At 72.5% G+C, this 20,346-nt stretch carries 19 protein-coding genes, 3 tRNA genes and 1 other RNA gene; 12 read left to right on the forward strand and 11 right to left on the reverse strand.

Annotated features, from left to right (window positions below; genetic code table 11):
* Positions 1-52: 52 nt before the first annotated feature.
* A complete protein-coding gene (locus DEU31_RS08555) occupies positions 53-2,128 on the reverse strand; it encodes an MMPL family transporter (RefSeq protein ID WP_243733801.1) in 2,076 nt (691 codons plus the stop codon).
* A 248-nt stretch (positions 2,129-2,376) separates the two neighbouring features.
* Here DEU31_RS08555 and DEU31_RS08560 point away from each other — a divergent pair, with 248 nt between their 5' ends.
* A complete protein-coding gene (locus DEU31_RS08560; RefSeq protein ID WP_133676826.1) occupies positions 2,377-3,768 on the forward strand; it encodes a TIGR01777 family oxidoreductase in 1,392 nt (463 codons plus the stop codon).
* On the opposite strand, the gene DEU31_RS08565 is transcribed toward DEU31_RS08560, so the two are convergent.
* A tRNA-Ile gene (locus DEU31_RS08565) sits at positions 3,766-3,839 on the reverse strand. The genes DEU31_RS08560 and DEU31_RS08565 overlap by 3 nt on opposite strands.
* Before the next feature lie 310 nt (positions 3,840-4,149).
* Here DEU31_RS08565 and DEU31_RS08570 point away from each other — a divergent pair.
* The 4 genes from DEU31_RS08570 (at position 4,150) to DEU31_RS08585 (ending at position 5,834) form a co-directional block, all read left to right on the forward strand.
* A tRNA-Asn gene (locus DEU31_RS08570) sits at positions 4,150-4,221 on the forward strand.
* A 73-nt stretch (positions 4,222-4,294) separates the two neighbouring features.
* Complete coding sequence (locus DEU31_RS08575) at positions 4,295-4,765, forward strand: OsmC family protein (protein WP_133676827.1); 471 nt, start codon at positions 4,295-4,297, stop codon at positions 4,763-4,765.
* Positions 4,762-5,253, forward strand: coding sequence for a peptide deformylase (locus DEU31_RS08580; RefSeq protein WP_133676828.1), 492 nt, complete (start codon positions 4,762-4,764; stop codon positions 5,251-5,253). Before DEU31_RS08575 ends, DEU31_RS08580 begins: the two co-directional genes overlap by 4 nt.
* An 89-nt stretch (positions 5,254-5,342) precedes the next feature.
* Positions 5,343-5,834, forward strand: a complete 492-nt coding sequence (locus DEU31_RS08585) for a DUF3145 domain-containing protein (RefSeq protein WP_010551654.1) — start codon at positions 5,343-5,345, stop codon at positions 5,832-5,834.
* A 101-nt stretch (positions 5,835-5,935) separates the two neighbouring features.
* On the opposite strand, the gene DEU31_RS08590 is transcribed toward DEU31_RS08585, so the two are convergent.
* The 5 genes from DEU31_RS08590 to aceE form a co-directional block, all read right to left on the reverse strand.
* Positions 5,936-7,177, reverse strand: a complete 1,242-nt coding sequence (locus tag DEU31_RS08590; RefSeq protein WP_133676829.1) for a beta-ketoacyl-[acyl-carrier-protein] synthase family protein — start codon at positions 7,175-7,177, stop codon at positions 5,936-5,938.
* A gap of 73 nt (positions 7,178-7,250) precedes the next feature.
* Entirely contained in the window at positions 7,251-7,499 is a 249-nt protein-coding gene (locus DEU31_RS08595) for an acyl carrier protein (protein ID WP_010551652.1), read from the reverse strand.
* Between the two features lie 146 nt (positions 7,500-7,645).
* Complete coding sequence (locus DEU31_RS08600) at positions 7,646-8,647, reverse strand: beta-ketoacyl-ACP synthase III (RefSeq protein WP_010551651.1); 1,002 nt, start codon at positions 8,645-8,647, stop codon at positions 7,646-7,648.
* Position 8,648: 1 nt separating this feature from the next.
* Positions 8,649-9,596, reverse strand: a complete 948-nt coding sequence (locus DEU31_RS08605) for an ACP S-malonyltransferase (RefSeq protein WP_133676830.1) — start codon at positions 9,594-9,596, stop codon at positions 8,649-8,651.
* 115 nt (positions 9,597-9,711) lie between these two features.
* Positions 9,712-12,459, reverse strand: a complete 2,748-nt coding sequence (gene aceE, locus DEU31_RS08610; protein ID WP_133676831.1) for a pyruvate dehydrogenase (acetyl-transferring), homodimeric type — start codon at positions 12,457-12,459, stop codon at positions 9,712-9,714.
* A gap of 307 nt (positions 12,460-12,766) precedes the next feature.
* Between aceE and DEU31_RS08615 the strand changes: the two genes are divergently transcribed.
* Together DEU31_RS08615 and DEU31_RS08620 are read left to right on the forward strand one after the other, a co-directional pair.
* Positions 12,767-13,186: a DUF3052 domain-containing protein gene (locus DEU31_RS08615; protein WP_010551647.1), complete on the forward strand. Its 420-nt coding sequence runs from the start codon at positions 12,767-12,769 to the stop codon at positions 13,184-13,186.
* Between the two features lie 107 nt (positions 13,187-13,293).
* Positions 13,294-13,367 (forward strand) — tRNA-Val (locus DEU31_RS08620).
* Positions 13,368-13,638: 271 nt separating this feature from the next.
* On the opposite strand, the gene DEU31_RS08625 is transcribed toward DEU31_RS08620, so the two are convergent.
* Positions 13,639-13,881: a hypothetical protein gene (locus DEU31_RS08625; protein ID WP_053915700.1), complete on the reverse strand. Its 243-nt coding sequence runs from the start codon at positions 13,879-13,881 to the stop codon at positions 13,639-13,641.
* Between the two features lie 117 nt (positions 13,882-13,998).
* Between DEU31_RS08625 and DEU31_RS08630 the strand changes: the two genes are divergently transcribed.
* The 3 genes from DEU31_RS08630 to DEU31_RS08640 are packed head-to-tail and all read left to right on the forward strand — an operon-like array spanning position 13,999 to position 16,609.
* Positions 13,999-15,276, forward strand: a complete 1,278-nt coding sequence (locus tag DEU31_RS08630; RefSeq protein WP_133676832.1) for a SufS family cysteine desulfurase — start codon at positions 13,999-14,001, stop codon at positions 15,274-15,276.
* Positions 15,273-15,731 (forward strand): Fe-S cluster assembly sulfur transfer protein SufU, encoded by a 459-nt coding sequence (gene sufU / locus DEU31_RS08635; protein ID WP_010551644.1) that lies wholly within the window; start codon positions 15,273-15,275, stop codon positions 15,729-15,731. Before DEU31_RS08630 ends, sufU begins: the two co-directional genes overlap by 4 nt.
* Entirely contained in the window at positions 15,728-16,609 is an 882-nt protein-coding gene (locus DEU31_RS08640; protein WP_133676833.1) for a Nif3-like dinuclear metal center hexameric protein, read from the forward strand. The genes sufU and DEU31_RS08640 overlap by 4 nt, the downstream gene beginning before the upstream one ends.
* Positions 16,610-16,736: 127 nt before the next feature.
* Here the strand turns inward: DEU31_RS08640 and yaaA are convergent, their stop codons facing one another.
* Entirely contained in the window at positions 16,737-17,537 is an 801-nt protein-coding gene (yaaA, locus tag DEU31_RS08645) for a peroxide stress protein YaaA (RefSeq protein ID WP_010551642.1), read from the reverse strand.
* 127 nt (positions 17,538-17,664) lie between these two features.
* Between yaaA and rnpB the strand changes: the two genes are divergently transcribed.
* Positions 17,665-18,025: RNase P RNA component class A (gene rnpB, locus DEU31_RS08650), an RNA gene on the forward strand.
* Positions 18,026-18,163: 138 nt separating this feature from the next.
* Here rnpB and ppgK read toward each other — a convergent pair.
* Positions 18,164-18,964, reverse strand: coding sequence for a polyphosphate--glucose phosphotransferase (ppgK, locus tag DEU31_RS08655; RefSeq protein ID WP_100199783.1), 801 nt, complete (start codon positions 18,962-18,964; stop codon positions 18,164-18,166).
* Positions 18,965-19,159: 195 nt separating this feature from the next.
* Positions 19,160-20,047, reverse strand: a complete 888-nt coding sequence (map, locus tag DEU31_RS08660) for a type I methionyl aminopeptidase (protein ID WP_053915705.1) — start codon at positions 20,045-20,047, stop codon at positions 19,160-19,162.
* A 37-nt stretch (positions 20,048-20,084) separates the two neighbouring features.
* Between map and DEU31_RS08665 the strand changes: the two genes are divergently transcribed.
* Positions 20,085-20,270: a hypothetical protein gene (locus tag DEU31_RS08665; RefSeq protein WP_010551639.1), complete on the forward strand. Its 186-nt coding sequence runs from the start codon at positions 20,085-20,087 to the stop codon at positions 20,268-20,270.
* Positions 20,271-20,346 lie beyond the last annotated feature (76 nt).

A 20,346-nucleotide genomic window follows, 5' to 3' on the forward strand; every position in this document is an offset into this window, starting at 1 on the left:
GGGCCCCTGGACGTCGAGCCCCTGGACGTCGATCGCGGAGGCTCGCCGCGGGTCAGCGGGCGCCCTCGCGCCACAGGCGCGAGGGCCACCACACGACCTTCCCCAGGTCCAGCACCAGCGCCGGCACCAGCAGCGTGCGCACCACGAAGGTGTCCAGCAGCACGCCGAGCGCGACGATCACGGCGAGCTGGGCGAGGAACAGGATCGGGATCACGCCGAGCGCCGCGAAGGTCGCGGCGAGCACCAGCCCCGCGGAGGTGATCACCCCGCCGGTGACGGCCAGGCCGCGGACCACCCCGTCGGCCGTGCCGTGCCGCAGCGCCTCCTCCCGCACCCGCGTCATGAGGAAGATGTTGTAGTCGATGCCGAGGGCGACCAGGAACACGAAGCCGAACAGCGGCACCGCGGGATCGGCGCCCGGGAAGCCGAGCACGTGGTCGAAGAGCAGGGCGGAGATCCCCATCGCCGTGCCGAAGGACAGCACGGTCGTCGCGATCAGCAGGACCGGAGCGAGGATCGCGCGCAGCAGCATGAGGATCACCAGGATCACCGCGAGCACGATCGGGATGATGAGCGCGCGGTCGTGGACGGAGGCGTCGTTCGTGTCGATCGCCGTGGCGGTCACCCCGCCGACCAGCGCCGCGGGCCCGTCGGCCGCGAGATCGGCGCGCAGCGCCCGGACGGTCTCCTCCGCCGCGGCGGAGTCCGGGGCCTCCGTCAGGGTGCCCTGGAGCAGCACCTGCCCGTCGACCGCGGTGGGCTCGGGCACCGGCGCACCGGGCGGGCCGGCCGGACGGATCCCCTCAACGGTGACCTCGGCCGAGCCGCTGGGGGAGTCGGCGGAGGCGACCGTGACCGCGTCGATGCCGTCCTGGGCGAGCAGCTGCTCGGCCGTCTCCTCGAGGTCCTCCTGCGCGGTGATCACCTGCACGGGCGAGCCGGCGCCGGCGGGGAAGTGCTCGCCGAGCGCGACCTGGCCGTCACGGGCGGAGGACTCGGTGAGCACGAGCTCGAACTGCGCGACGCCGGAGGCCTGCAGCTGGGTGACGCCCAGGCAGGCCAGGCCCAGGAGCACCGCGGTGAGGATCCACAGCGGGCGCGGGCGGCGTCGCACCGCCGCGGCGACACGGCCCCAGCCGCCGTGCCCGGCGAGCTCCGCGGACTCGTCGGCGTCGGGTTCGTGGCGGGGCCGTCGCGGCCAGAACGCCGCCCGCCCGCACAGCAGCAGCACGGCGGGCAGGAAGGTCAGCGCCGCCGCCATCGCGACGGCGATGCCGATCGCGGCGACGGGGCCGAGGGCGCTGTTGGACTTCAGGTCCGACAGCAGCAGGCACAGCAGGCCGGCGATCACCGTGCCCCCGGAGGCGAGCACCGGCTCGAGAGTGCCGCGCAGCGCCGCCCGCGTCGCCTCCGCCCGGCCGCGCAGACGTCGCAGCTCGTCGCGATAGCGGGCCACGTACAGCAGCGAGTAGTCGGTCGCCGCCCCGATCACGAGGATGAACAGGATGCCCTGGGTCTGCCCGGACAGCAGCAGCGCTCCCGCATCGGCGAGGTGCCAGATGATCAGCAGCGCGACGCAGAGCGCGGAGACGGAGGTGGACAGCACGATCAGCGGCAGCAGCGGCGAGCGGTAGACGAGCACCAGGATCACCAGCACCGCGGCGAGCGCGGCGGCGAGCAGGAGCCCGTCGATCCCGGCGAAGGCGTCGCCCAGATCCGCCGAGAAGCCGGCGTGGCCGGTGACATGGGCGTCGAGGCCGGCGGACAGGTCCTGGGCGAGGGAGTCCTCGATCGCATGGGTCGCCGCGCCCAGGTCCGCGTCGGGATCGAGTGGGACGAAGGCCTGCACCGCGAGGGAGTCCTCGGAGGGGATCGGCGGGGAGATCTCCTCGCCCACCGCCTCGAGCTCCGTGAGCGCCTCGATGCTCGCGGCGATGTGCTCGGCGGTGGCGGCGTCGATCTGCTCCTCGGAGGGGATCACGACGATCGCCGGGATCTCGTCGGAGCCCGTGAACTCCGGGGCGAGCCGGGAGACCTCGGTCGCCTCAGCGGTCTCGGGCAGATAGGCGGTGCGGTCGTCGGAGGAGACCTCGCCGACGCGGCCGAAGTAGGGGCCGCCGAGCGCCATGCCGGCGAGCCAGCCGAGGATCACCAGCGCCGGGAGCAGGCTGCGCAGCACGCGGGCGCCCCGCCGAGGGGGACGACGATGGGTGGGGGCAGCCGCGGGGGCCGACGGGGTGCTGCGCGACATGGCGTCCCTTCGAGCGTGCACCGTGCCTCGGGAGTCTCTCACACGTCGTTAGCTTGGCGATGTAGTGTGCGGGAAGCCGATGTGAACGGGTGGCCCGCCGCCCGCTCCGGAGTCGAGGAGTCGCCGTGAGGATCGAAACCCGCCACCACCTCGAGCACCCCCGCGACGAGGTGAGCGCCTGGCTGGAACGGCCCGGAGCGCTCACCCGGCTCACCCCGCCGGGCCTGGCCACGGCCGAGGACCCCGCCGCGGGCGGCACCGGGCAGGGCCGCCTCGTCGGTGTGCGCCTCGGCCCGGCGCTGCTTCCGCAGCCGCTGCGCCCCCGCTGGCTGCTGCGCCACGCCCCAGCGGAGTCGCCCTTCGACTTCGCCGACCAGCAGGTGCGCGGCCCGTGGCGCACCTGGCGGCACGAGCACGCGGTCGAGGAGAGCGGCTCCGGCGCCGCGGTGCACGACCGCCTCGAGGTCGAGCTGCCGCGGCGCCTCGAGCGGTGGGAGCCCCGTGTCGAGCAGCTGGTGCACGGCGTGATGCACTTCCGCGCCCGCCAGCTGCGCGAGGACCTCGCCTTCCACGCGGCGCGGGCGGACCGGCGCCCGCTCACCGTGGCGATCGCCGGGTCCTCGGGGCTCATCGGCAGCCAGCTGGCGGCGCTGCTCCGCACCGGCGGTCACACGGTCCGGCCGCTGGTGCGGCGCGCCGCGACGGCGCCGGGCGAGATCTCCTGGGACCCGCAGGGAGGGCGGCTCGACCCCGCGGACCTCGAGGGCGTGGACGTCGTGGTCAACCTCGGGGGCCGCTCTATCGCGACGCGATGGACCGCCTCGGCACGGGCGGAGATCCGCGCCTCCCGCCTCGCGGGGACCGCGCTCCTCGCCCGCACCCTCGCCGGCATGGCCGACGGGCCGACGGCCCTCGTGCAGGCCTCCGCCATCGGGTACTACGGGCCGCGCCGGCCGGGGGAGAAGCTGGTCGAGGACTCCGGCCCGGGGGAGGGGTTCCTCGCCGAGGTGGTGCGCGACTGGGAGGCCGCGACGACACCGGCGCGCGAGGCCGGACTGCGGGTGGCGCTGCTCCGCACGGGCCTGGTGCTCAGCGACGGCGGCGGATCGCTGCTGCCGCAGCTGCCGCTGTTCCTCGGGGGCGTGGGCGGGCGGCTCACCGCTCGGGACGCGGCCGTCTCCTGGATCTCGCTGGACGACATGGTCCGGGCCTACGCCCACGTGATCCTCTCGAGCACGGCGGACGGGCCGCTGAACGCGGTCGCGCCGAGAACGGTCACCGCCGGCGAGTTCGCCAGGACCCTCGGGCGGGTGCTGCACCGGCCCGCCCTGCTGCCTGTCCCCGCCGCCGGACCTGCGCTCCTGCTCGGCCGCGCCGGGGCCGACGAGCTGATTCGCACCGACCAGGACGTCTCGGACGACCGGCTGCACAGGAGCGGCTTCGAGCCTGCTCACCCCGAGCTCGAGCACGCGCTGAGGCACCTGCTGCGGCAGATGCCCGCCGAGGGGGAGGAGTAGCCCAGGCGGGGCTTGAACCCGCGACCGACGGATTATGAGTCCGCTGCTCTGACCGGCTGAGCTACTGGGCCGTGGCCCCTCGAGAGGGCCCGGACGAATCTACCACGCACGTCCGCATGACCTGGCACGACGCAGCGCCCCACGCTCCGCGAGTGCTGCGCCTCAGACGGGCTGTCCGGTCGCCGCGGCGCCACCCGCCTCCTCGAGATGCTCCGGAGGAATGACGACCTCCTCGATCCGGGAGCGGCGGTCCGGGCGATGACGCGTCAGCATCCACGACGGGACCCGGCGTGGGCGCGTAACCTTCGTCATAGTGGCCGGTCGTGAGGGGGTTCCGGGATGCGAGCCCCGCCCCGATCCTGCTACAGTCGTCCAGGTCGATCCCGCATAGCTCAACGGCAGAGCATTCGACTGTTAATCGAAGGGTTGTTGGTTCGAATCCAACTGCGGGAGCCCCTGCGACTCAGCCCCGGCCTCGCCCGGGGCTGAGTCATTTCTTCCTCCGGTCCCCTGAAGGAGCACGCCGATGCCCTCCCTGCCCGATGACCGCTTCCCGCTCCCGGAGGACTTCGGCCCCGGCAGCGTGTGGGCGGACCGCACCGGCCACCGCACCCTCGTCGGCCGCACCCAGCGCGGCGTCGAGATCCCGATCGGCCACGGCGAGGGCGAGGTGAGCCCCGGCGAGCTGCTCAAGCTCGCCCTGATCGGCTGCGCCGGGATGAGCAGCGACGTGAACCTCGCCCGCCGCCTCGGCGAGGACTTCGAGGCGCGGCTGTGGGCCCACGGCACCTCCGACGAGGCCGAGAACCGCTACCTGTCGATCGCCGAGGAGGTGCAGCTCCCCCTCGAGGGGCTCACCGAGCAGGAGATCGCCACGGTCGTGAAGGTGTTCGGCCGTGCGGTCGCGGCGGGCTGCACCGTCGAGCGCAGCGTCGTCCCCGGCGTCGAGGTCACCCACCGGGTGCTCGGCGCGGAGCCGGGGGAGGAGCAGGCGTGACCGTCCGTCCCATCCGGGTCGTCGGCGACCCCGTCCTGCGCACCCCCTGCGACCCGATCCGCACGGTCACCGACGGCACCCGCACCCTCGTGCGGGACCTGCTCGACACCGTGGACGACCCCGCCCGCGCGGGCGTGGCCGCGAACCAGATCGGCATCGGCCAGCGCGCCTTCTCCTGGCACCTCGTGGAGACCGGTGAGCTCGGGTACATCCTCAACCCCGTCATCGTCGAGCTCTCCGAGGAGCTGCAGCACGACGACGAGGGCTGCCTCTCCGTGCCGGGTCTCTTCTTCCCGCGCACCCGCTCCGCCTTTGCCCGCTGCGTGGGCACGAACCTCGAGGGAGAGGAGATCGAGCTGGCCGGCGAGGGGATCATCGCCCGCCTCATCCAGCACGAGGTCGGCCACCTCGACGGGGAGCTCTACATCGACGGCCTCGAGCGCTCCGTGAAGAAGCGCGCGTTGCGCCAGATCAGGGAGACCCTCTAAGCTCGTCACGGACCAGCACGCGCTGCCATCAGCTCCGTCCACGGTTCCGATTCGTTGGGGAAGACGCATCGGACACCGGAAGGAACGAGATGACCCAGGGCGTTCTGTACATCCACTCGGCCCCGCGCGCCCTCACGCCCCACATCGAGTGGGCGGCCAGCGGGGTCCTCGGCATGCCCGCACGCATCCGCTGGGAGGACCAGCCCGTCGGCCGTGGCCTGCAGCGGGCCGAGATGACCTGGCGCGGCCGTGAGGACACCGGCGCACGCCTGGTCAGCGCACTGCGCGGCATGCACGAGGTGCGATTCGAAGTCACCCAGGAGGCGACCGCCGCCGTCGACGGCGCCCGTTGGAGCTGCACCCCCGAGCTCGGCATCCACCACGCCGCGACCGACCACGCCGGCAACATCGTGCTCACCGAGGACCACGTGCGCGGCTGCATGGAGCGTGCCGGCTCCGATCCCCGCGCACTCCCGCGCGAGCTCGGCATCGCCCTCGGCGAGCCGTGGGACGAGGAGCTGGAGATCTACCGCCACGCCGGCGAGGGCGTGCCGATGCGCTGGCTGCACCGCGTGAGCTGAGCGCGCGGCGGCCGCGGCCGCACGATGCTCCGATGCGCGAAGGGCGCCCGTTCCCCGAGGGGAGCGGGCGCCCATCGCGAGCGCTGCGGCAGCGGTGCCGGTCAGGCCGCGGTGACCACCAGCGCGATGTCGTGGCCGCCGAAGCCGAAGGCGTTGTTGAGCACGGCGAGATCCCCCTCGGGGAGCTGCGCCGGGGCGCCGTTCGCGATCGCCATCGGGGTCTCGGGGTCGAGGTTCTCGATGTTGATCGTCGGCGGGACGGTGCGATGGTGCGCGGCGAGGACCGAGAACACGGTCTCGAGCGCGCCGGCGCCGCCGAGCAGGTGGCCGGTCATCGACTTCGTCGAGGTGACGACGATCTGATCGGTCTCGCCGCCCAGCGCGTCCGAGACGGCCTTCAGCTCGCCGATGTCCCCGAGCGGCGTCGAGGTGCCGTGGGCGTTGAGGTGCTTGATGTCCGCAGCGGCGAGATCGGCGTCCTCGACCGCCTCGCGCACCGCGGCGGCCTGCCCCTCGGGGTTCGGGGCGGAGATGTGGTGGGCGTCGGAGGCCATGCCGCGGCCGGCGGCGTAGCCGTAGACGCGGGCGCCGCGGGCCTTCGCGTGCTCCTCGCTCTCCAGCACCAGGATCGCCGCGCCCTCGCCGAGCACGAAGCCGTCGCGGTCCACGTCGTAGGGGCGCGAGGCGTGCTCGGGATCGGCCACGCGCGTGGACAGGGCCCGGATGTTCGCGAAGGCCGCGATGGTCATCGGGTGGATGGACGCCTCCGTGCCGCCGACGACGACCACGTCGGCCCGGCCGTCGCGGATCATGCCCATGCCCAGCGCCACGGCCTCCGAGCCGGAGGCGCAGGCGGAGACGGGGGTGTGGGCGCCGGCGCGGGCGCCGAGCTCCATGGAGATGTTCGCGGCGGAGGAGTTCGCCATGAGCATCGGCACGGTGAAGGGATTGACGCGGCGGGCGCCGCGCTCACGCACGACGTCCCACTGGTCCAGCGTCGTCCAGATGCCGCCGATGCCCGTGCCGACGACCACGCCGAGGCGGGTCGGGTCGACGTCGGGGGCGCCCGCATCGGCCCATGCCTCGCGGGCGGCGACCATCGCGTACTGGCCGGAGGGGTCGAGCTTCTTCGACTCGGGACGGCTCAGGGAGTCCAGCGCCCCGGGCACCAGACGGCAGGCGAAGTCCACGGAGAGCCCGTAGGACTCCTTCCAGTCGTTCTCGAGGGTGCGGGCCGCGGAGGTCCCGGCCAGGGCCGCCTCCCACGTCGAGGCGACATCCGCGCCCAGCGGGTTGACGGTGCCGAGGCCGGTGACGGCGACTCGGGAACGGGAAGCGGACATGCGGACCTCCGGGTCGGGGCAGACGGGGAACGGCGACGCCCGGGACGAACCCGTCCCGGGCGTCAGGCGGGGCTCAGTTCTGGGCGCCCGCGATGTACTTGACGGCGTCGCCGACGGTGGCGAGGTTCTTGACCTCTTCGTCGGGGATGCGCACGTCGAACTTCTCCTCCGCGTTCACGACGATGGTCATCATCGAGATGGAGTCGATGTCGAGGTCGTCGGTGAAGGACTTCTCGAGCTTCACGTCCTCGGTGGCGACACCGGTCTCCTCGTTGACGATCTCGGCGAGGCCCTCGAGGATCTCGTTCTCGGTGTGTGCCATGGGTGCTCCTTAGGGATGTTCGGATTGTGTGGCGGGGACAGACTACCCGGGACGCTGTGCTGTTCCGGTCAGGCCGAACGATGTTACTTCCCGGTCGTGATGCGGGTGACAGTCGTCCGGGCGGTGCCCGGCGGCCCGGGCGGGGCTCAGGGCAGGACCAGCACCTGACCGGCGTAGGCGAGCCCGGCGCCGAAGCCGAACTGCACCAGCACGTCGCCGCTCTTCGCAGCGCCCTCCTCGAGCAGGCGGTGGGTGGCCAGCGGGATCGACGCGGCGGAGGTGTTGCCCGTCTCGGCGATGTCGCGGCCGATCACCACGTCCTCCGGCAGCTTCAGCTGCTTGGCGAGCTCGTCGATGATGCGCATGTTCGCCTGGTGGGGGACGAACACGTCCACGTCCTCGATGCCGATGCCGGAGAGCTCGAGCATCTCGCGGATCTTCTTCGCGGTGTGCCAGACGGCCCAGCGGAACACCGTGCGGCCGTCCTGCTCGAGGGTGGGCCATTCGGCCTTCCCGTCACGGAAGTCGATCGACGAGCCGGTCATGCGGATCGTGTCCCAGTTCTCGCCGTCGCTGCCCCAGACCGTCGGGCCGATGCGCGGGGCGTCGGACGGGCCGACGACCGCGGCGCCGGCCCCGTCCCCGAGCAGGAACGAGATCGAGCGGTCGGTGGGGGAGACGAAGTCGGAGAGCTTCTCCGCACCGATCACCAGCACGTTCCGGGCGGCGCCCGAGCGGATCAGGGAGTCGGCCTGCCCGATGCCGTAGGCGAAGCCGGCGCAGGCCGCGGAGATGTCGTAGGCGATGACGTCGGGCCGGCCCAGCTCGCCCGCCAGCAGCGTCGCGAGCGACGGGGTCGGATAGGGGAAGGAGATCGTCGAGACGATGATCGCGTCGAGGGTCTCCAGCGCGATGCCGGAGCGCTCGATCGCCTCCTTCGCCGCGGTGAGGGAGAGGTCCTTGACGCCGACCTCGGCACTCGCACGAGTGCGGGTGACGATGCCGGTGCGCTGGCGGATCCACTCGTCGGAGGAGTCGATCGGGCCGACGAGGTCGTCATTGGGGACGACCAGGTCGCCGCGGGCCGCGCCGTAGGCGAGGACCTGCGAGCCGGGGACCGTCCTCGGGGCGGAGAGGGTGATCGCCATGTCAGGCCTCCTGGTCCGAGGGGGCGAGCCCGGCGTGCTCGCGCACCAGGGCGCGGGCGGCCTCGAGATCGTCGGGTGCGTTGAGGTTCGCCAGCGCGATCCCCTTCAGCTCGCGCTTCGCGAGCCCGGTGAGCGTGCCCGCGGGGGCGACCTCGATCATCGCGGTCACGCCGCGGTCGCGGAAGGTCGCCATGCAGGCCTCCCAGTCCACGGGCGAGGCGACCTGGGTGACGATCGCGTCGAGGTACTGCGCGCCCGAGGTGACGACCTCACCGCCGGCGTTGGAGACCAGCGGGAGGGTCGGGTCGGCGGGGGAGAGCGTCGGCGCGAAGGCGGCGAGCTCCTCGCGGGCGGCGGCCATGTACGGCGTGTGGAAGGCCCCGGCGACCTGCAGCGGGATGACGCGGGCCTTCGCCGGGCCGTCCTCTCCGAGCGCGGCGATCTTCTCGGCGCTGCCGGCGGCGACGACCTGGGCGGCGGAGTTGATGTTCGCAGGGTGGAGTCCGTGGCGCTCGATCGCGGCGAGCACGTCTTCGCGGGTGCCGCCGACGACGGCCGCCATCGAGGTGGGCTCGGCCGCGGCGGCGGTGGCCATGGCGCGCGAGCGCACCGCGACCAGGCGCATCGCGTCCTCGTCGGAGAGCACCCCGCCGAGCGCCGCGGCGGTCAGCTCGCCGACGCTGTGGCCGGCGAGCACGTCGGCCGCGGGGAGGTCCTCCTCGGAGCGCAGCTGGGACGCGGCGACGATGCCCGCGGCGACCAGCAGCGGCTGGGCGACCGCGGTGTCGCGGATCGTGTCGGCGTCGGACTCGGTGCCGTGGCGCAGCAGGTCGATGCCGGCCGGCTCGGAGAGCGAGCCCAGCAGCTCCTCGACGCCCGGCAGCTCGCGCCAGGGGGTCAGGAAGCCGGGCTTCTGCGCCCCTTGGCCGGGGCAGACGATCGCAAGCACAGGTACCTCCAGGGGAGTGAGGGACGGCCCGCTCGTGGGACGAGACGGGCCGCGGAGAGGGGGAGAGCGGCCGTCGGGCCGCCCCTCGCACGGAGGAGCGGCCCGACGGGGGTGATCAGGACTCGCCGCCGAACGAGCCGGACTCGCCGGCGTTCACGTTCGTCAGGTCGTACTTGTCGATGGCCTGGCGGACGACCGAGGGGTCGACCTTGCCGTCGCGGGCGAGCATCTGCAGCGTCTTGACGACCATCGAGTGGGCGTCGATCTTCAGATGACGGCGGGCGGCCGGGCGGGTGTCGGAGAAGCCCCAGCCGTCGGCGCCGAGCACGCCGTAGCGGCCCGGGATCCACTCGCGGATCATGTCCGGGACCATGAAGTCGTAGTCCGAGGTGGCCACGAACGGGCCCTCGACGCCCTCGAGGCGCTGGGAGATCCACGGGGTGCGCGGGGACTCGGGGTTCAGGAGGTTGTGCTTCTCGGCCTCCTGGGCCTCCTTGCGCAGCTCCGTCCACGAGGTCACCGACCACACGCTGGCGCGCACGCCCCAGTCCTGCTCGAGCAGCTCGCGGGCGTGCTTGGCCCACGGGACGCCGACGCCGGAGGCGAGCAGCTGCGAGACCGGGCCGTCGCCCTCGGGCGCCTGGTCGAGGAGATACATGCCCTTGAGCAGGCCCTCCACGTCCAGGTCCTCGGGCTCGGCCGGCTGCACCATCGGCTCGTTGTAGACGGTGATGTAGTAGAAGACCTCCTGCAGGCGGTCGTCCTCGCCGTACATGCGCTTCAGACCGTCGCGGATGATGTGCCCGAGCTCGTAGCCGTAGGTCGGGTCGTAGATCACCGCGCCGGGGTTGGTCGAGGCGAGGACGGGGGAGTGGCCGTCCATGTGCTGGAGGCCCTCGCCCGCGAGCGTCGTCTTGCCGGCGGTCGCGCCGATGACGAAGCCCTTGGCCATCTGGTCGCCGGCCGCCCAGAAGAAGTCGCCGGTGCGCTGGAACCCGAACATCGAGTAGAAGATGTAGAACGGGATCATCGGGTAGTCGTGCGTGGCGTACGAGGTGCCCGCCGCGGTGAAGGCCGCGGTCGAGGAGATCTCGTTGATGCCCATGTGCTTGATCTGGCCGGAGGTCGACTCCTTGTAGGCCAGCAGCAGGTCACGGTCCACCGAGAGGTAGTTCTGCCCGTCGGGGTTGTAGATCTTCGCCGTCGGGAACAGCGAGTCCATGCCGAAGGTGCGGGCCTCGTCGGGCACGATCGGGACCCAGCGCTTGCCGGTCTCCTTGTCGCGCATGAGGTCCTTGAGCAGGCGCACGAGCGCCATCGTCGAGGCGATCTCCTGCTTGCCGGAGCCGCGCCGGACGACCTCGTAGGCCTTGTCGCCCGGCAGCTCGAGCGCCTTGTGCTCGGTGCTGCGGGAGGGGACCGGGCCGCCGAGCGCCTCGCGGTGCTGCTTGAGGTACTGCATGACCGGGGAGTCGTCGCCCGGCAGGTAGAACGGCGCGTCGTAGACGCTGCCGGACTCGAGCTGCTCGTCGGAGATCGGGATGCGCAGGGTGTCGCGCAGCGCCTTGAGGTCCTCGATCGTGAACTTCTTCATCTGGTGGGTCGCGTTGCGACCGGCGAAGTTCGAGCCCAGGCGGTAGCCCTTGATGGTGTGGGCGAGGATGACGGTCGGCTTGCCGTTCTTCAGCGTCATCGCCTGCTGGAAGGCGGCGTAGATCTTCTTGGCGTCGTGGCCGCCGCGGTTGAGCTTCCACCAGATGTCGTCGTCGGAGAGGTCCTCGACGAGCGCCTTCGTGCGCGGGTCGCGGCCGAAGAAGTTGTCGCGGATGAACGCGCCGTTCTCCGCGCGGTAGGTCTGGTAGTCGCCGTCCGGGGTCGCGTTCATCAGGTCGATGAGCGCGCCGTCGGTGGACTCCTGGAGCAGCGGGTCCCAGCCCGAGCCCCAGATCACCTTGACGACGTTCCAGCCCGCACCGCGGAACTGGCTCTCGAGCTCCTGGATGATCTTGCCGTTGCCGCGGACCGGGCCGTCCAGGCGCTGCAGGTTGCAGTTGATGACGAAGGTGAGGTTGTCCAGGTGCTCCTTCGCGGCGATGTGGAGCGCGCCGCGGGACTCGACCTCGTCCATCTCGCCGTCGCCGAGGAACGCCCAGGTGTGCTGCTCGGAGGTGTCCTTGAGGCCGCGGTTGTGCAGGTAGCGGTCGAAGGAGGCCTGCTCGATCGCGTTGACCGGGCCGATGCCCATGGAGACCGTCGGGAACTCCCAGAAGTCCTGCATCGCCCGCGGGTGCGGGTAGGAGGGCATGCCGTGCTCGGAGGAGACCTCCTGGCGGAAGCCGTCGAGGTCCTCCTGGCCGAGGCGGCCCATCGCGAAGGCGCGGGCGTAGATGCCGGGGGAGGCATGTCCCTGGAAGAAGACGTGGTCGCCGCCGCCGGGGTGGCTGCGCCCGCGGAAGAAGTGGTTGAAGCCCACCTCGTACATCGTGGCGATGGAGGCGTAGGAGGAGAGGTGCCCGCCGACGGAGACGCCGGGGCGCTGGGCGCGATGGACGACCATCGCCGCGTTCCAGCGGTTGATGTTGCGCAGCTCCTTCTCGAGCTCGACGTCACCGGGGTACTCGGGCTGCTGATCCGCGGGGATCGTGTTCACGTAGTCCGTGGTGAGCGAGTCCGGCAGGTGCAGGTCCTCGTCGCGAGCATGCTGGATGAGACTCTGCATCACCTCGGTGGCGCGGTCGACACCGCGGTGCTCGACGAGTCCGTCGAACGAGTCGAGCCACTCCCGGGTCTCCTCCGGGTCCGGATCCTGCGCGTGGCTCGGCAGGTTGATGCCGATGGGACGAGGGGTCTCGTGCGAAGTCACACTGTCCTTCTCTCTACCGGAGTCGATGGACCGGCCGCGGGAGCTGAAGAACGCCGGTGGGCCCGGCTCCTGTCGGCCTCGGTTCCGTCCAGACTACCGTCGTGCGACGCGCCGAGGACCTTCACAGACCCTCCTCATCTGTGACGCTCGGGACATTGCCGCCTGCACCGGGACCGACGTCCTGCGCCGGGAATGCAGGAGAGTGCGCCGTGGCATAGAATCGGCGCGCGCAGCACTCGCGGTGGGCCCGTGCGGGTCGATCGGAATGCTGCGCTCGCACTGACACCACGTCCTGAGGAGTTCTTTCTTGTCACCGTCGGCCGACGCCCCCACGCCCAGCGCCATCGCCGAGGCGCTGAACCTCACCACGGGTCAGATCGTGCAGGAGATCGGCTACGACGACGACGTGGACCACGACCTCCGCGACGCGATCGAGGACCTGATCGGTGAGGAGATGGAGGACGAGGACACCCAGGAGATCGTCGACGCCGTGGTGCTGTGGTGGCGCCACGACGACGGCGACCTCACCGACGCCCTCGTCGACACGCTGCGCAACATCGAGGCGGGCGCCCCTGTGTGGCTCCTCACACCGAAGGCCGGCCGGCCCGGGCATGTCGCCCCGGGCGAGGTGCAGGAGAGCGCCGAGATCGCGGGCCTGCGTGTGATGAGCTCGCTGTCGCTGGCCGCCGACTGGACCGGCACCCGCCTGGCCAGCCGCACCAACTGACCGCCACCACCGACGGGGCACCCCGTCACGGCGGGGACACCCCGCGCTGACGGGGCAGTCCCCGTTCCGGCGGGGTCGCTCCGCGTCGACGGGGGAGACCCCGTTCCGGGTCGTTAGCTCAGCTGGTCAGAGCGTCTGGTTTACACCCAGAAGGTCGGGGGTTCGAGCCCCTCACGACCCACCCAAAGAGAGGCCCCTGACCTGCACTGACAGTGCTGGGTCGGGGGCTTTCTCACGGAGTGGAGCACAGTCCGAGCACGACTCCCGCGACCCTTGTGGCCGTGCTGAGCCCCGGCGCACACGCCCCGTCGTCGCCGCCCGGCCGTCCCTGCACCGAGTGGCGTATTCCGACCGGTATTCCTCAGCAATACCGGTCGAAACACGCCACTCGGTCTGCGTCCGCCTCCATCGCGGGGCCGACGCGGGCGGCCGGCGCGCGAAGGGCCGCAGCCTCAGCGGCTGACCCAGTACGCCAGCACCAGCACCACGGGCACGGCCACGACGAGGCAGCCCCAGGTGATGGCGCTGCGACGGTCGCGCTCCTTCTCCTCGGGGGTTCGTTCGCGCGGCTCGGGACGGCCGTCCCGCTCCCACTTCTCGCGCTCCTCGCGCCGGCGCACCAGCATGCGGCCGATGATGACGATGAGGGAGACCGCGATGGACACACCGATCGCGGCGAGGATCAGGGTCTCCACGGGCACCTCCGGGGTCGCGGGTCGAGCGGACTGTGCACAGGGTCTCACGGCCCCGCCTCCGGAACCTGGGCGTTCCTATACTGGCCGGACCGCCATCGACCACAGGAGGCCCCGCAGGTGAGCGCAGCGACCAGACCCTTCGACGTGGACTCGATCAGGGCCGACTTCCCGATCCTGCAGCGGATGCTCGACCCCGAGACCCCGATGATCTACCTCGACGGCGGCGCCACCTCGCAGCGCCCCCAGCAGGTCATCGATGCGGAGGTCGCCTATCTCACCCATGACCACGCCGCGGTCAAGCGGGGCGCGCATCGCATGGCGGGGGCTGCGACCGACGCCTACGAGGACTCCCGGGAGCGGCTCGCCGCCTTCCTCGGCGCCCCCTCCGCGCAGGAGATCGTCTTCACGAAGAACGCGACCGAGGCGCTGAACCTCGTCGCCCGCTCCCTCGGCGACGGCGACACCTCCACCCCCGAGCGCCTGCGGGTGCGCGAGGGCGACGAGATCCTCGTGACCGAGATGGAGCACCACGCGAACCTCGTCCCGTGGCAGGAGCTGGCCCGCCGCACCGGCGCCGTCCTGCGCTGGATCCCCATGGCCGAGGACTTCACCCTCGACCTCACGGACCTCGACTCGCTGCTCACCGAGCGCACGAAGGTCCTCGCGTTCACGCACCAGTCCAACGTTCTCGGCACGGTCAACCCCGTCGGCCGGCTCGTCGAGGCGGCGCGCGCGGTCGGCGCGCTGACGGTGCTGGACGCCGCCCAGTCCGCGCCGCACATGCCCTTCGACCTCGCCGCGCTGGGAGTCGACTTCGCGGCCCTGTCCGGGCACAAGATGCTCGGCCCCACCGGCATCGGCGCGCTCTGGGGCCGCTACGAGCTGCTCGAGGCGATGCCGCCCTTCCTCACCGGCGGATCGATGATCGAGACGGTGACGATGGAGGCCAGCACCTTCGCCGAGCCGCCCGCCCGCTTCGAGGCCGGCACCCCGCCGATCTCCCAGGCCGTCGGCCTCGCCGCCGCCTGCGACTATCTCGATGCGCTCGGCATGGAGCAGATCGCCGCGCACGAGCAGGCTCTCACCCTGCGCGCGATCGACGGGCTCTCCGGGATCGACGGGGTGCGGATCATCGGCCCGGCCGCCTCCCCGCAGCGCACCGGAGCAGTCGCCTTCGACGTCGCCGGCCGCCACCCGCACGACGTCGGCCAGGTGCTGGACTCCTACGGCATCGAGGTGCGGGTGGGCCACCACTGCGCCTGGCCCCTGCACCGCCGCTTCGGGCTCCACGGCACCACCCGCGCGTCCTTCTCCGTCCACACCACCGACGCCGAGGTCGACGCGCTCGTCGACGGCGTCGCCCGCACCGTCGAGTTCTTCGGAGCCCTCTCATGAGCACCCATCTCTCCGCGCTCTACACCGAGCTCGTGATCGAGCACGACAAGCGGCCCCTCCACGCCGGGCTGCGCGAGCCGTTCGAGGCCGAGGTCCACCACGTGAACCCCACCTGCGGCGACGAGATCACGCTGCGCCTGCACCTGTCCGAGGACGGCGCCGAGCGGATCGAGGACGTCTCCTACGACGCGGTCGGCTGTGCGATGAGCCGCGCCTCCGCCTCGATCATGGCCGATCTCCTGATCGGCCACGGCGTCGAGGAGGTGGAGCCGGTGCGCACCCACTTCGAGCAGGCGATCGGCTCCCGCGGCCGGATCGAGGGCGACGAGGAGCTGATCGGCGACGGCGTCGCGCTGATGGGCGCGGCGAAGTTCCCCGCACGGGTCAAGTGCGTGCTCATGCCGTGGAAGGCCTACCAGGCGGCGCTCGTCGAGACGCGGGCGCTGCGCGGATGAGCGCCCTGAGCGCCCGGACCCCGGCGACCACCGAGACCACCGTGACCGTCGGCGACGTCGTCGGCGTGCTCGAGGCCGCCTATCCGCTCGCCTGGGCGGAGGACTGGGACCGCGCTGGCCTCGTCCTCGGGGAGCGGGAGGCGCCGGTCTCCCGCGTGCTGCTGGCCGTGGACCCGACGCTCGCGGTCGCCCGCGAGGCGGTCGCCTCCGGCGCCGAGCTGCTGATCACCCACCATCCGCTGCTGCTGCGCGGGGCGAGCTTCCTGCCTGCCGACGACGGGAAGGGCGCGGTGGTCACCGACCTGCTGCGCGCCGGGACGGCGCTGTGGTGCGGGCACACGAACGTGGACCGCTCCACGCGAGGCACCGTCGGCGCCTGGCTGCGGGCGCTCGCGCTGCAGGACCCCCGCCCGCTGCTGCCCGGTGACGAGGGGGAGGCGGCCGGCCACGGCTCCACCCGCTTCGGCCTCGGCGCCGTCGGCGAGCCGGCGACGCCCACCACCGTCGGCGCCCTTGCCGAGCAGATCGCGGCCCTGGTCCCCGCGACCGCGCGCGGGATCCTCCACACCGGCGAGGCGGAGCGCCCTGTGCGCACCGTCGCCGTCTGCCCCGGGGCGGGCGACTCCTTCCTGGAGGCCGCCACGCGCAGCGGCGCCGACGTGTACATCACCTCCGACCTGCGCCACCACCCGGCGCTCGAGCACCTCGAGTCCGCGGCGGACCCCGACGCCGTGCCGGCGCTGATCGACGTGCCGCACGCCGCGAGCGAGGCGCTGTGGCTCCCGCTCGCCCGCGAGCTGCTCACGGAAGCGCTGCCGGGCCTCGACGTGCAGATCACCGCGCAGGTCACCGACCCGTGGGGCGGCCGGGCCGGCTGAACCCGGTCGGGCCGGCCGAACCCGGTCGGGCAGGCCGAACGCGACGGGGCCGCCCGAGAGCCGGGGCCGCGGCGCTCGGCCGGACCCGCGGGACGCGGCCGGGCGGCCCACGCCCGTCGTGGCGGAGTCAGTCGACCCGGTCGACCACGACGAGCCTGTCCCCGTCCAGCTCGACGCCGAGCCGGGAGCTGCCGCGCCCCGCGCTCCCGGCGAGGCCCTCGCCGACCACGTCGACCAGCTCCTCCGCCGTGGCGGGCGCGGCCTGCGCCGCCAGCAGCACACGGGTCACCAGGCCCCGGTAGCGCTTCGCGTCATGGGAGATGACCTTGCGGACCCCGCCGCTCTCCTGCACCGGCGCGACCTCCAGCACCCGCACCCCGTCCCCGCTGCGCATCGCCATCATCGAGCGGTAGGAGCCCGAGCGGCAGTCGACCACCAGCGGTGAGGGCCCCGCGGCCTCCTCCTCTCGCAGCTGTGCGGCGACCGGCTTCAGCCGCGGCGCCCACCAGGACCCCGCCTTCCCCAGCCGCGAGAGCTGCGAGGAGGCGGAGAGGCGGTAGGCGGGGATCCGGTCGCACCCGGCGTCGACCAGGCCCAGCAGCGCGCTCTGGACCAGCACGCGACGGTCGCCGGGGATCTCCGCGCCCGGTTCGAGCTGGTCATAGAGCACCCCCGAGTACACGCCGAGCGGCGCGGCGGCGGGCTCCTGCTCGAGGTGCAGCATGCGCCCGACGAGCTCGGGGGAGGAGGCCGGGACCCCCAGTCGGGAGGCGGCGTCGGACCCCGCGGCGGTGCGGTGCGCGGCCCGCAGCATCGTCCCGCGCGCCTCCCGCAGCGCCGGCAGCGCGAGCTCGTCGAGGTCGAGCGGACGATGCCCCACCTCTGCGGGCCGGGTCTTCGTCTCCGAGGGCGGGAGCAGGATCAGCATCAGACCATTCTCCGAGGTGGCAGGGCAGGGTCGAGGGAGGGCGCCGCGAGAGCTTCGGCACGTCGGCGCGGGAGCCTGCCCACGGGGGAGGGGGAGGTGCAGGTGGGAGCGTAGACTGCCGGGCGGACCAGTCGGCCGGGCAGCCGCGTCCCCGCGGCTTGCGCCGCGGGGCCGAGGAAAGTCCGGGCTCCATCCGGCACGGTGGTGGGTAACGCCCACCCGGAGTGATCCGCGGGACAGTGCCACAGAGAGCAGACCGCCGCCGCGCCCTCGGGCGGGGCGGTAAGGGTGAAAGGGTGGTGTAAGAGACCACCGCGGTCTCGGTGACGAGACCGGCACGGTAAACCCCACCGGGAGCAAGGTCAGACAGGGAACGCATGAGGGCGCCGGCCCGAGTTCCCGGGTAGACCGCTGGAGGTCGTCGGCAACGGCGACCCGAGAGGGATGGCTGCCGATCACAGAACCCGGCTTACAGGCCGGCTGGTCCGCCCCGCGGGGCAACCCCGCGCGGGTCGCGCTCGACGGGCGCGGCGCCCGAGGGGAGCGCTCGCGACGGAATCCCCCGGCCGACGCGGCACTCCGGTCGACGGTGCACTCCGGCCGCGGGACGGCCCCGGCCGACGGGCTCAGCTGCCGGCGTGGTGCTTGTCGTCCTTCTTCTTGCCCTTCTTCAGCGCCTTCACCTCGCGGTGGGCGAGCACCGCCGCCCCGATGATCCCGGCCTCGTTGCGGAGCTCGGCGGGGAGGATCTCGGCCTCGAGGTCCAGCAGCGGCAGGAACTTCTGGTGCTTCTTCGAGACGCCGCCGCCGACGATGATGCGGGTGGGGCTGAAGAGGAACTCGATGTGGGAGAAGTACTCCTGGAGCCGGCCTGCCCAGGTCTCCCAGTCCAGGTCCTCGCGCTCCTTGGCGGAGGAGGCCATGTACTTCTCCGCGCTGTCCCCGTGCAGGAGCACGTGGCCGAGCTCGGTGTTGGGCACCAGGCGGCCGTCGACGAAGGTCGCGCTGCCCACGCCGGTGCCGAGGGTGAACACCTGCACCACGCCGGAGCTCTTCCGGCCGGCGCCGAACTCCATCTCGGCGATGCCGGCGGCGTCGGCGTCGTTGACCACGAACACGTCGTGGCCGGTGCGCTCGGTGAACAGGGCGTCCACGTCGGTGCCGATCCAGGACCTGTCCACGTTCGCGGCGGTCTTCGCCACGCCCTCCTGGATCACGGCCGGGAAGGTGACGCCGACGGGCATGTCCTCGGCGACGTCGAAGGAGCCGATGAGCTCGGCGACGGTGTCCGCCACGGCCTCGGGGGTCGAGGGCTGCGGGGTCGGGATCCGCACCCGGTCGGCGGCGAGCTCGCCCTTGCCGAGGTGGACGGGCGCTCCCTTGATGCCGCTGCCGCCGATGTCGATCCCGAAGGCCTTCTTGCTCATCATCTCTCCCTGGTCGTGCGATGCGGGAAGGCCCCGCCCGGTGCCGGGGCACCGTCCTCGGCGCCCTCTCTCGGGCGCCCACGATACCCGGGCTGCGCAGGCACGCGACGGGGACGTCCGGGGACGGCCCCGCGCCGCCGCCGGCCCCGCGGTGGTCGCAGGGAGCGGTCCGCGGGGTCCGGGAACGGACCGGTCTCAGACGACGGTGAGGAGCTCGGGGCCCGCGTCGGTGATGAGCATGGTGTGCTCGAACTGGGCCGAGTAGGAGCCGTCGCGGGTGACGACCGTCCAGCCGTCGTCCCACTGGTCCCAGGCCTGCGAGCCGAGCGTCACCATCGGCTCGATGGTGAAGGTCATGTTCTCCTCGATGACGTCGTCGAACATCGGCGCGGAGTCGTAGTGGGGGATGACCAGCCCGTTGTGGAAGCCCTCGGCGACGCCGTGGCCGGTGTAGTCGCGCACCGACTCCATGCCGTGGCGGGAGACGAACTTCTCGATGACGCGGCCGATCACGTTGACCTCGCGGCCGGGTCGAGCCGCCTTGATCCCGCGCAGCATCGCGTCGTGGGCGACCTCGACCAGCTCCTGGGCGCGCGGGGCGACGTCGCCGACGAGGAAGGTCGCGTTGCAGTCGCCGTGGACGCCGTGCAGGAAGGCGGTGACGTCGACGTTGAGGATGTCCCCGGACTGCATCACGGTCGAGTCGGGGATGCCGTGGCAGATGACCTCGTTCAGGCTCGTGCAGCAGGACTTCTCGAAGCCGAGATAGCCGAGCGTGGAGGGGTAGGCGCCGTTCTCGAGCAGCACGTCGTGGACCACCGCGTCGATGTGGTCGGTGGTGACGCCGGGCTGCGCGGCCTCGCCGGCGGCCTGGAGGGCGAGCGCCGCGACGCGGGACGCCTCGCGCACGCGGGCGATCACGTCGGCGCTCTGCACGAACGGACCCGTGTCCGAGACCGCCTCGTCCTTGCCCACGTACTCGGGGCGCTCGATGCTCGCGGGCACGGGCCGACGGGGGCTGAGGGTTCCGGGCACCAGCAGCGCGCGCCCCTCGGGACGGATCCAATCCTGCTCTACAGTCATGTCCACCAGTCTCTCACCGACAGCGAAGGAGACCGACGTGACCGAGGGCACGCAGTACTACTACAACCTGAGCACTGGCGCGGTCGAGGAGGGGGCGCAGTCCCCGGCCACCGAGCGGATGGGCCCCTACGCCACGCGCGAGGAGGCCGAGCGCGCGCTGAGCACCGCCGCGAAGCGCAACGAGGAGTGGGAGCAGGACGACAAGCAGTGGGAGGAGGGCTGAGCCCTCGTCCACGCGGGCTGACCGCAGCCGCGTGAGGGCCGGCCGTTCCCGCGCGGGCGGCCGGCCCATCGGTCCC

It is taken from the genome of Brachybacterium sp. AG952 (assembly GCF_004362645.1).
Classification (GTDB): Bacteria; Actinomycetota; Actinomycetes; order Actinomycetales; family Dermabacteraceae; genus Brachybacterium; species Brachybacterium conglomeratum.